This window comes from Paenibacillus sp. BK033, assembly GCF_004345425.1.
GTDB lineage: Bacteria > Bacillota > Bacilli > Paenibacillales > Paenibacillaceae > Pristimantibacillus.
In genome coordinates, this window is sequence record NZ_SLVP01000006.1 from 342,515 (window position 1) to 354,551 (window position 12,037).

A 12,037-nucleotide genomic window follows, 5' to 3' on the forward strand; every position below is an offset into this window, starting at 1 on the left:
TTGTCATGAAAGCGAAATGGATCTTTACGATCCGGTGGCGTTTAATGCTGATCATGCTTATGAGTCTCGGCATGACGGCGCTTGCGCTTTTTGTCGGTTATTATTTGACGGGTCCGCTTCTGAAGGTGAAGCTGTTCCAGCCGCCGATTGATTGGTTAGTTAATACTTACGGCTCCCAGGTCGTTATGCTCGTTACCGCCGTCCTCTGTTTTCCTTATTTCTTCTTTGTGGCCAGCAGCGGACTCGTGAGAGATTTGCGCAATGTGGATGCGGGGCTGCAGGACATCCTGGAAGGACGCTTGGGCGAACAGGTAAAGGTAGGGGGAAGAGACGAATTAGCCCGGGTTGCGGATAGCGTGAATCAAGTAAGCAGCCAGCTGGACCATAACCTGGAGGAAATGATACGCGGACTGGAGGCCATCGCGGAGGGTCAATTTGACTATCGCATTCCGGAGATGGACGGCAGCAAGATAGGGAAAATGGTGTCCAGCATCAACCGGATGAGCGAGCGGCTCCATCGTTCGATTCAGGAGGAGCGTAATGCGGAGAAAACGAAAAACGATCTCATCACAGGTGTTTCTCACGACCTGAGGACTCCGCTTACCTCGATATTAGGTTTTCTCGAAGTTATAGAAAAGGATCGATACAAAGACGAAACGGAGCTCAGGTATTACGTGAATATCGCCTATGAAAAATCGTTAAGCCTGCGGCGTCTTATTGATGATTTGTTTGAATACACCCGGATCAATAACGGGATGCCGCTTGATCTCCGTCAGCTTGATATCATCGGGTTGATCGGGCAGCTTAACGAGGAGTTTGTTCCTGCGCTTGAAGCAGCGGGGATGGAGAGCAGAGTTGATTTCCAAGACGAAAGCCGCAAGATTATGGCAGACGGAGGCTTGTTGGTAAGGGCTTATGAGAACCTGATATCCAATGCCATACAATACGGCCGGGAAGGACGTTACGTAGATATTGAACTGGTGTGCGAAGAGGAAGATGTTATTGTGCGGATTACCAATTATGGAGAACCGATTCCCGAGAGGGATCTGCCCTATATCTTTGACCGCTTTTACCGGGTAGAACGTTCTCGGTCCAAGGAGACGGGCGGAACGGGGCTTGGACTGGCTATCACGAAGAGCATCATCGAGCTTCACGGAGGAAAAATTACCGTTCAAAGCAGTAAGAGGTTTACCTCCTTCGAGACCCGCTTACCGTGCTCTGGCCCCCTTAAGCGAGAGGGAACGGGACCTGACAAGCTGTCGTAAGCATTCAGCCTCTGACAGCTTGTTTTTTTATGTTTTTCTGCAAAAATCCTCGTCAATCTTTAGTAGAACTTAAGAAGTTCATAAGGAGTTCATGGCTTGTTTATTAAGATCTGCCTATTATACTGCTCTCAACAAGCAGGGAGGCATGATTAATCATGAAAAGCCGTAGATTGATGTTATTATCTTTTGTGAGTGTGTTTGTCATTGTGCTTATTGCTACAACCGTATACGCGTCGGGACTTTCCAACAAGAGTAACGGAGCTGTATCGAATAACGCAGCCGTATCCGAAACGGTAAGTAAAAACGGTCAACGCGTTGCTGTCCTTATGTATCATCATATTATGGACAAACCTACAGCGGACAGTATTATTTCGACCAAGCAATTTGAAGAGCAGATGCGCCTGCTCAAAGAAAAGAACTACCGTGTCATTGGAATGGATCAATATCGGGACTTTATTCTCAACGGAAAACCTGTTCCCGACAAAGCCGTTCTAATCACCTTCGACGACGGTTATGAATCCTTTTATAAACTCGCCTATCCGATCTTAAAGAAGTATGGCTATCCGGCAGTCAGCTTCGTCATTGTATCAAGAATAGACCACCCCGTCGGCGGAGAAATCCCGAAGTTGACTTGGGACCAAATGCGCGAGATGAAGCAGAACGGCATTGCCTTTATGAATCATACCTACGATCTGCATAAGATGGGAGTTGTTAATGCAGACGGGGGAGAAAAGCCCGAAACGGTTGGACGACTCTATTTGAAGGATCAAAAACGCCAGGAGACGGAAGCCGAATATGAAAAACGCGTTGCGGAGGATCTAAAGCTCGCCGAAACCCGGTTGAAAGAGGAATTGGGCAATACGTACGGCGTTCTTGCGCTTCCTTACGGCTGGTACAATGATGAGCTGCTTAAGGTCGTCAAAGAACAAGGCATTGATTTGACCTTTACGGTAAAACCGGGTCTGAATGGTCCATCGGAAACAAACGGATTTCGGATTAACATGGGCTACTCCAATAAGAAGCCGGCGGACTTTATTAAAGAGCTGGATAAATACGAGCAGAAAAAGTAAGAACAGAACAGCGGCGCAGGATGAACCATACCTTCGCCGCTGTTTTTAATGCGGTGGGAGCACAGTCACAATCTTGTTATTAAAAGTTACAATTAGAGTAGTCGGAAAGAATCAGGCCGTTGTATGATGAGGTATCTAACCTTGTGCCAAGGAGACGAGTGACATGTTCAATAGAGCTAACAAGAAAGCGCTTCCAATCGTGATCGGATCGCTGCTCGTCGTTGCTATTCTAATCGCCTTTTCGACGATGTACGGGCCAACGCCGGGGCCGGTCGATACGAATACAGCCCGGACCCAAGAAGGTCCGGAAGCCAAACCGGCAGAAGACAGCGATACGGACCGGCTGGTTATGGTTTTCCCCGCAGGCAATGTACCGAGGGATCTTAACCTTGTTGAGGATAAAATCAATGATTACCTCATGAAGAAAATAAACGCAACGCTGGATATCCGCACGATCGACATGGGCTCCTGGTGGGATAAGACGGGGTTGATGTTCGCATCGGGCGAGCAGATGGACATTATTTTCACCGCGGGCTGGATGCGCTTCGGAGACGAGATTGCGAAGGGTCGTTATCTGCCGCTTGACGAATTGCTGGACAAATACGGATCGGGCATCCGAAAGCTTCTTGATCCTTCCATTCTGGAAGCCAGCAAAGTGAACGGCAGGCTTTATGGGATTGTGACCAACAAAGAGTTTGCCTCCAGCAAAGGACTGGTGCTGCGTCAGGATCTGGTCGGCAAGTACGATATCGATCTGTCCCGGGTCAAGACATTGGCCGATTTTGGGCCGATTTTCGAGAAGCTCAAGCAGAATGAGCCGGAGCTGGCTCCGCTGCAGGCAAGGGCAGACCGCAGTCCGCTTACGTTTATGATGCAGTACGGCATTTTTGACATGCTGGGAGAGGGTCCAGGCGTCCTGCGCCGCGAAGGGCAGTCGACGAAGGTGCTGAATATGGCGGAGACTCCCGAGTTTATGGCGTACGCGAAGCTGCTTTTCGAATGGAACCGCAAAGGTTATCTAAACGCCGACGCGACCACTTCGAAGGACAACGAGTATGATGCGGTAAAAGCCGGCAACGCCTTTGCTTACGCGGAGTCGCTGAAGCCCGGCTTCGAGATTCAAGCCTCCCGGGATACCGGATATCCGATGGTGAGCGTGGAGCTCACCAAGCCTTATACCACCACGGCGGATACAACCAGCGCGATGTTTGCGATTACCCGCAATGCGAAGCATCCGGAGAAATCGATGATGCTGCTCAATTTGCTCTACACCGATCCTTATTTGCTGAACCTGCTGGATTGGGGCGTAGAAGGGATTCATTATGTCAAAAAATCCGATAACGTCATTGAGTACCCGCCTGGCATTGACGCCAAGACGGTCGGCTATAATCTGAATCAGCCCTGGATGTTTGGCAACCAGCTGAACTCGTATCTATGGGATAACGAGAACCCGGGGCTATGGGAAGAATACCGCAGCTTTAACGAGCAGGCCGATAAGTCGAAGGCGCTGGGCTTTGTTTTTAATCCGGAGCGGGTGAAGGCGGAGATTGCCGCTTCGCTTCTGGTCGAGAAGGAATTTATGCCGGCCTTTAACACCGGGGCGCAGGACCCGGAGAAAATCATTCCGATGTACGTAAGCAAGCTGAAGGCGGCGGGAGCGGATAAGGTTGTTGAGGAGAAGCAGCGCCAGCTTGATCGATGGCTTGCGAACCGCTAGCCATTCCCCAATGAGGAGGAGGAAAGTCATGAGACAAGCAACGATGCGTTCCAGACTGATACTTGGCTTTGGTCTCGTTATTATCCCTCTCGTCATTTTGCTGTTATGGAACAATCTTTACGCGACGAAGGTGGTCCATTCCCAGGTGGCGCAGTCGAACCGGAATATGCTCACGATGTACATGAACGATATGGATCAGGTTCTTGGCGAGATCGAGAACTATCTTTATAAAGCGGCGGAGCAGGATCAAAGCCTGATTTCGCTCAGCCAATACGACAAGGACAGCTGGGAGTATTATTTGTCCACGACGCAGACGGCAAACGATCTGGATTTGAACATCAACTATTACGACGCGGCGGATGTGTTGTTTGCTTACGGCGGGAACTACAAGGAGCTTCTTGTCGCCCAGCAGCAATCCGTCACCTATGCCCGCAAGCAGGAAATCCAGTCCAAGCTGAAGGAGCTGCTCGCGGGTAACGATCCGGCTCTTCGGGCGGGCTGGAAGGTTGCCGAGCTGAAGGGGCAATACGCGCTTGTCCGCGTTGTGGATACGAATTACGATTCTTTTATCGGAGCATGGATTGATCTTAATCGGTTGATGGAGCCGATCCGCCAGCTGGGCCAAGGGGGCAAGGCCGAAGCGCTTCTGGTCTCGGGGGAAGGGAAACCTCTATCGACGGTAAGCGAATCCATCCGGCAGGAGATTAACGCCTTTGACTTGGCGGCTTATATGGATAACGGGAATGCGGCTTACAATATCGTCAAGCTGGGCAATCCGTATTTGCTTGTCGCCAAGAGCTCCCGGATGGCCGATATGAACTTGATCTTCCTGCTGCCGGAGCGCAAGCTGCTCGAAGGGCTTCCGATTTTCCGCAAAATGACGTATCTCATTCCGATGCTGGCGGCGATCATGCTGGGACTCTATCTCTTATTCCTGCAAAATTCGATCGTGAAGCCGATCCATCATTTCATTAAAGGGATGCGAAAAATCCGTTCCGGCGACCTGAGCGTCCGGATGGAGGATTACAAGCTGCAGGAGTTTATAACGCTCAAAGAGACGTTTAACGGCATGGCCCAGCAGATTGAGCATTTGAAGATTGATATTTACGAGGAGCAGCTGCGGACGCAGAAGGCGGAGCTCAAGCATCTGCAAGCCCAGATCCACCCTCATTTCTTCATGAATTCTCTCAATATCGTCTATCAGCTTGCCCAGATCAAGGACTATGAAGTCATCCAGAACATGTCCCTTCATCTCGTGAGGTATTTCCGGTTTACGACCCGTACCCAGGTCTCGACGGTAAGCGTGAAAGAAGAAATCGAGCATATTTACCATTATTTATCGATTCAGAAATATCGGTTCCCGGAGACGCTCGCCTTTGATTTCGAGGTTGATCCGGCGCTCGAGAAGGTGAGTATCCCGCCGCTGACGATTCAGCCGATGGTGGAGAACGCGATGGTGCACGGCTTCTCGATCCGTACGGGCTCGCCGTTTCATATCAGCGTAAAGGTGTCGGCAGAGGGCGAAGGAGAGGACGCCGAGCTGGTCATCAAGGTGCAGGATAACGGGAAGGGTCTGACGGAGGAGCAAATGGAGCATTTAAGAATAAAAGTTCATTCGCTGGAGCCCGGCGACGGCAGCTTAGGATTGTGGAACGTTGTCCGGCGGTGCAGGCTTTACTATAAGGGAACAGTCAGAATGGCATTTGGCAGCGCGGATCCGCAAGGCGCGGTCGTAACGCTCCGGGTGCCGAGATACAAAACGGGCGAAAGGGAGCCGGGACTATGATACGCGTGCTTATTGTGGATGATGAGATCTATGCGGTAAAAGGACTCCGTTCCGGCGTACGCTGGGAGTTGATCGGGGTGGACGAGGTCTATGAAGCGTACCATGCCCCGATGGCCCAGCAGCTGCTGCTTGAACAGCCGATCGATATTGTCATTTGCGATATCGAAATGCCGGAGATCAGCGGTCTTGAACTGATGGAATGGGTAAAAGCGCGCGGCATGCAGCCGGAGACGATCGTCTTGACCTGCCATTCCGAATTCGAGTATGCCAAGCGGGCGATTCATCTGGGCAGCTTTGAATATTTGCTGAAGCCCGTTGTTTATACCGAGCTGGAGGAGACGCTGCTTACCGCCATCTCCCGGGTGAAGGAGAAGCGGAGAATCAGCGAGACCGACGACCAGTACAACAGGATCGTGGAGCTGTGGAACAGCCGCAAGCCGATGCTTGTCGAGCGGTTCTGGCAGGATCTGCTCGAGCGCAGGGTTTCAAGCCATCCCGATGCCATTCGCCATTCGCTCTCCGCTTACGATATGCGGATGAGCAAGGTTGAACGGGTGCGCCTCATCCTCATCAGCGTGGAGAGCTGGGAACGGCCGCTTAACGAGCGGGATGAGCTTATTATGGAATTCGCGCTGCGCAAATCGGCCGAAGAGCTGCTGCTCGACAAGCTTCCCGGCAATGTGATTCAGGATCACCGGGGTAACATTCTTGCGGTGCTGCATCTGGGCGAAGTGGAGGCGGCAAGAGAAGAGATCGAAGACTTGTGCCGGAGTTATGTCGATGCCTGCAGGCAGTATTTCTATTGCCGGCTCTCCTGTTATATTGGCCAATTAACGGTCGTAACGGAAGTGCTGCAAAGCTATTTGGCGCTGCTGAACAAGGAATACCGCAACGTGAGCATGGCGGGCGGCGTCATCTGGAGCGAGGACCCGCCGGGCAGCATGACGAAACCGGCCGTTAGCTTTACCGAGACTATGCTGGATTGGGCGGATTTGCTGGAGCAGGGCAACATTGAGCAGCTTTCCGCTAGACTCGAGGAATGGACCGATTCTATTAACCCTGATCAAGCAACGGCTGAGACGCTGACCTCTTCCTACCATGCGCTCTTGCAGGTCATCTATTATGCGATGCACCGCAAAGGCCTTCAAGCCCAGCAGCTTTACGAGAATCATGCCTGCTCCGGCGTAGAGACCGCAACCCGTTCCGTCGGACAGTTCAAGCAATGGGTAAGCTGCATAGCCGAAGCGGCGGGCAGTCTGTTTGCGAGAACGATGGCGGTTAGTCCCATTGTACAAAAGGTAAAAACGTACATTGGCGAGCATCTGCACGAAGAGCTGTCCCGCGAGCAGCTGGCTTCCATTGCTTTCGTAAATCCGGCGTATCTGTCCCGCCTGTTCCGGAAGGAAACCGGCATGGTGCTGACCGATTATTTATTGAAGGAAAGAATGGAAAGGGCTGCGGAGCTGCTGGCTACGACGGACCGCAGCATCAGCGAAATTGCCGACGGGCTCAGCTACGGGAACTTCTCGTATTTCGCCAGGCTGTTTCGGAAGGTTCACGGCGTGACGCCGCAGGAATACCGCAAGCCATACCGCAAGGTGCAGTAAAAAAACCGGCCGGAGTCTCCCTTTTTGATAACCACCTTTTCGGGTGGTTTTTTGTTTTTCTTTCATAAAATTTCCTTTCGCGGGCATCATGAAGTTAAACGAAACGGCGGAGGATCAATATGGAGCATAACGGACAACCATTAGAGCAGCCATCGAAACCTTTCGCCGCCGTCAGCGATAATTTAACTTTTATCAGGCAATCTCTTGGATCACCCAATGATTTATTGATCCGAACCTTTCGGATGGCCGAAGGCGAGAAAGCGGCGGTTGTATGCATTGAAGGGCTGGCTGACAAGCAGGTTATTCAGAATCAGGTCATCAGCCAGCTGATACAAGTCAGCGGGAGTCATTTTAGCCGCACGGACCGTACCGTGAATACCGGGCAAATGGACGATGAATACAGCAGAGGGCTGGAGGCGCAGACGACCGAGCAGCTGTCGCTGCAGGATATGAGGCGTTCTTCGGATTGGGATGACATCATGCTGACTATCCTGTCGGGGGATGCCGCCCTATTCATCGAAGACATGTAAGAGACGGTTCTGATCGGAAGCAAGGGCTGGAAAAGCCGGGCGATAGAAGAACCTCAGACGGAGTCGCTTATCCGCGGACCAAGGGATGGCTTCACGGAAGACCTCCGGACAAATACGTCCTTAATCAGAAGACGGATCCGTGATCCGCATCTCCGGTTTGATTCGTTTTGCATCGGGCGCAGATCTCGCAAGGATGTCACGATCGCCTACATTGACGGCATCGTCAATCCGATGCTCGTAGATGAAGTGAAGCGCAGAATCGGCACGATCGACATCGATGACCCGGAAGGCTCCGGCTTTATCGAGCAGTGGATTCAGGACCATTACTGGTCGCCTTTTCCCCAAATTTTGAATACGGAACGTCCGGACAAGGTGGCGGGGGCTTTGTTGCAGGGAAGAGTATCGATATTGGTCGACGGCACGCCTTTTCAACTCATTCTGCCGATTACGATAGCTTCCTTTATTCAATCGCCGGAGGATTATTACCAGAACTGGATCCTGTCCAGCCTTCTTCGAATTTTACGCGTCTTTGCGGTGTTTATGGCGCTATTTCTCCCGGGCATGTATATCGCGATATTGGAATTTCATCACGGAATGCTGCCATCCAAGCTCGCTTTTTCCGTGGCGGGAACGAGGGAAGGGGTTCCTTTTCCGGCTGTCGTCGAGACGTTTCTGATGGAAGCTACTTTAGAGCTGCTGCGTGAAGCCGGGGTAAGACTGCCCAAATCCATCGGTCAAACCATTGGCGTAGTTGGCGGTCTAGTCATAGGCGAAGCGGCCGTCACGGCCGGCATCGTAAGTCCGGTGATGGTTGTTGTCGTGGCGGTTACGGCTATTGCTTCCTTTGCCATTCCTTCCTACGGCTTTGCCATTACCATCCGCCTCATGAGATTTCTTATTATGATTGCGGCGAGTATATTCGGGCTTTACGGCGTTGTGCTTGCCCTGATTGTCACTTGCATTCATCTCGTGAATTTGAGAAGCTTCGGCATTCCGTATACAGCCCCTCTGGCACCGCTTCGATTGTCGGACTGGCGCGATCTTATTTACCGGCTGCCCGTTATCCGCTTATCTCATAGACCCGAGATATTAGAAACGATGGATTCGAAAAGATTGAGCAAGAGCAGCAAAAGAAAGGGGACACCATGAGAATAAACAGCTATGGCGAAAAACCTCTGTCTACATTGGAGATGGGCATGACCATCGTATCCATGCTGGTTGGCGTAGGAGTTCTGACGCTTCCCCGCTCGGTGGCAACCTACACAAGCTCGTTTGACGGCTGGATAAGCATTCTGCTCGCGGGCAGTGTCGCGCTTTTTGCCGGTTGGCTGGTTTCGAAGGTTGCGGTTCGGGCAGGGAATAGGCCGTTTCTCGATTATTCGGTTTCCCTGGTCGGCCGGCCGGTCACTTATCTTATCGCTGCTCTTCAATTCAGTTATTTTTTGGGCTTCTGCTCCTTTGAGACAAGGGCGATCGCGAATATCTCGAAGCAATATTTATTCGACAGAACACCGGTTGAGTATATATCCCTGGTGTTTATTCTTGTTGTCGTCTATGGCGTATCCGGCAGCAGATCGGGCCTGCTTCGGCTAAACGTCCTGTTCCTTCCCTCCGTTCTTATCATGATTGTGATTGTCGTCTGCTTCGGATACAGATGGTTTGAATTCGAGAATTTGAAGCCCTTCTTGGTTACTTCGCCATTAGGCATTGCGCAAGGGATGAAGGAGGTTATCTACTCCTTGCTCGGGTTTGAAATTATTCTTTACTATATCGTGTTTATGGAGCGTCCCGAGAAAGCCCCTAAAGCGGTTATGTCGGGCATCGCGCTAACGGTATTTGTGTATCTGGTTATTTATCAACTCGTGATAGGGATTTTCTCCAATATCGGAGCCATGAATATCGTCTACCCAACCATTGAGCTAGCCAAGGAAATCCAGTTTCCAGGCAACTTTTTCGAACGGTTTGAATCGTTGTTTTTTGTCATATGGATCATGACGATCTACAACACTGCGGCCATGGGCTTCGATTTGGCGAATGAATGCTTGTCTTTTCTGTTCAAAAACCTGTCCAAACGCTACCGGCTTCTTATTATTGCGCCTATTGCTTATTTGATTTGCATGGCTGCCGGGGACATGTCGGAATTCGCGACCCTTGGGAATATCATCAGCTATTTGGCGATCCTCTCGGGTATTTTATTGCCGATCTCTCTACTTATGTTCGGGGGAAGGAAGAAGGAGGGAAAGGCAAATGACGGGAACCGGGCTTAAGCGAACGCGGCTTTTGCTATTGGCTTTTCCTTTGCTTCTCTCAGGCTGTTGGGACCGGGTTGAGATTGACCAGCGAGGTTTTGTCGTTGGCGTGGGGATCGACGAGCCGGACAAGAAAGAGGATGAGAAGCAAGGAAATAACATTCAGGATGACGATAAGCAGGCGCAGGATAACCAGAGCGGCCCCTCCAAGCGGCAGACATTCAAGGTAGTCTACCAGATTGTTATGCCTGCCGGCCTAAGCACGAATAAATCAGACGGAGGCGCGGGGGGCGGCAAAGCCTACTTCAATATGGCAGTAGAAGAAAACGCGATGGCTACCTCCATGTCCAAGCTTTCGCAGCGGTTAAGCCGCGCTCCTTTTTTTGAGCATTTGAAAGTCATTGTCGTTTCGGAAAGCATCGCGCGCAAACCCCAGAAATTCGCGGAGACCATTGACTTCTTTTTGCGCGAGAGTCAGATGAGGCGGTCTACCAGGGTGATGGTCACCCGGGATAAGGCACTAAATATTTTGAACACGCATCCGCCGGACCAGAAGCTGCCGGCGCAGTATCTTGAAGAGCTGTCGGACAATACGAAGGAAAGCTCCAGAATTTTGCCGGAATCGCGTATCGGCGATGTTCATGAATTTTTGCTCAAGCACAAAAGCTTTGCCATCCAGGGGGTTATGAACAGCAGCCGAAACTACTCTACAGTAACCGAAGCCGCTGTCTTTAACGGAAAATCCAATCAATTGGTTGGTTTCCTGAATGCTAAGGAAACAGCCGGGCTTAACTTTATGGAGGGGCACGTCAAAGGCGGCCAACTAAAATTCACCTTTGAAGACCGGCTCGGTGTATTCAGCGTGGAACGCGTGAGCAGGCAGCTGGCGTGTACATTTGGCCCGGACAATCTGCCTTCGTTCACTTTTCATATTCGCGTTGAAGGGTCTGTGGACGAAGTGTTTCACGCGCCGGATACCTTGAAGGAGCCTGCCATATCCGCAATGGAAACCGCCATTCAGGGAGAGATCGTCAAATTGATGGAGTCTACAGCAAATAAATTACAGCATGAATTTAACTGCGATGTAATGGGGCTCCGCGAGTACTTGTTCCATAATCATTACAGATGGTTCAAGAAGCATGAAAGCCAGTGGGAAGAGGATGGCAAGCTTTTTTCTACCCGTCTGGTGCAAATGGATGTGAAGGTAAGCGTAAGGAGAAGCGGGAACATTAATTTAACGGAGGACTAGAATGGATTGGATAAAAAGAATAATCGGGCTGTTGCCTTCAGCTAGTATATTGTTCAGCGCGGCTCTATGCGTGATTATCCCGATGTGCTTCTATGAGGTCTCAAGGCGGATGCGCAGGCATGACCCGCCATGGAAACAGGAAATGCCCGAAGGCGAGCTTGAGAAAACAATGCTGCCTGCCAGCTCCTCAAACGATCAGTATGAAGAGTAGGGAAGGGATGTTTTCTTAGCGAAAACTCTCTTTCTCCTCTAAACTATTAGTAGCTTTGAATATATCGGAGAGAGGAATAGGGTTAAAGTTTTTTTGAAAAAAAGCTTGCAATCGTATTTCGGTCTATGGTATATTCTAATTCCGGCCGAGAGAGATAAGATGCTCGGACGAAAAGCTGAAAATCATCGAGCAAATGGATGAAAAGTAAAGCTTGACACAAGAAACGATAACGTGATATGATATACCGCGTTGTTGAAAAAATTGTTCTTTGAAAACTGAACAACGAGCGAAACTGCCCCGTTAGAAATAACGGAAAAGCGATTTTTTAAATGAATGAGCAAGTCAAACACTTT

The 12,037-nt window shown here is 50.6% G+C and carries 8 protein-coding genes and 1 pseudogene; all 9 read left to right on the top strand.

Annotation, left to right across the window (positions count from 1 at the left end):
* Nucleotides 1–5: 5 nt before the first annotated feature.
* Nucleotides 6–1,265: a sensor histidine kinase gene (locus tag EV294_RS21005; protein WP_132310333.1), complete on the top strand. Its 1,260-nt coding sequence runs from the start codon at nt 6–8 to the stop codon at nt 1,263–1,265.
* Between the two features lie 155 nt (nt 1,266–1,420).
* Nucleotides 1,421–2,335 (top strand): polysaccharide deacetylase family protein, encoded by a 915-nt coding sequence (locus EV294_RS21010; RefSeq protein ID WP_132310335.1) that lies wholly within the window; start codon nt 1,421–1,423, stop codon nt 2,333–2,335.
* A 163-nt stretch (nt 2,336–2,498) separates the two neighbouring features.
* Complete coding sequence (locus EV294_RS21015; RefSeq protein WP_132310337.1) at nt 2,499–4,052, top strand: ABC transporter substrate-binding protein; 1,554 nt, start codon at nt 2,499–2,501, stop codon at nt 4,050–4,052.
* A gap of 28 nt (nt 4,053–4,080) precedes the next feature.
* Entirely contained in the window at nt 4,081–5,838 is a 1,758-nt protein-coding gene (locus EV294_RS21020) for a sensor histidine kinase (protein ID WP_165930762.1), read from the top strand.
* Nucleotides 5,835–7,445 (top strand): response regulator transcription factor, encoded by a 1,611-nt coding sequence (locus tag EV294_RS21025; RefSeq protein WP_132310341.1) that lies wholly within the window; start codon nt 5,835–5,837, stop codon nt 7,443–7,445. The genes EV294_RS21020 and EV294_RS21025 overlap by 4 nt, the downstream gene beginning before the upstream one ends.
* A gap of 119 nt (nt 7,446–7,564) precedes the next feature.
* Nucleotides 7,565–9,124: pseudogene (locus EV294_RS21030) on the top strand (spore germination protein).
* A complete protein-coding gene (locus EV294_RS21035; protein ID WP_132310343.1) occupies nt 9,121–10,242 on the top strand; it encodes a GerAB/ArcD/ProY family transporter in 1,122 nt (373 codons plus the stop codon). Before EV294_RS21030 ends, EV294_RS21035 begins: the two are co-directional and overlap by 4 nt.
* Nucleotides 10,223–11,473, top strand: coding sequence for a Ger(x)C family spore germination protein (locus EV294_RS21040; protein WP_132310345.1), 1,251 nt, complete (start codon nt 10,223–10,225; stop codon nt 11,471–11,473). The genes EV294_RS21035 and EV294_RS21040 overlap by 20 nt, the downstream gene beginning before the upstream one ends.
* 1 nt (nt 11,474) lies before the next feature.
* Nucleotides 11,475–11,684 carry a hypothetical protein gene (locus EV294_RS21045; protein WP_132310347.1) on the top strand — a complete coding sequence of 70 codons (210 nt, stop codon included), beginning with the start codon at nt 11,475–11,477 and terminating at the stop codon, nt 11,682–11,684.
* Nucleotides 11,685–12,037 lie beyond the last annotated feature (353 nt).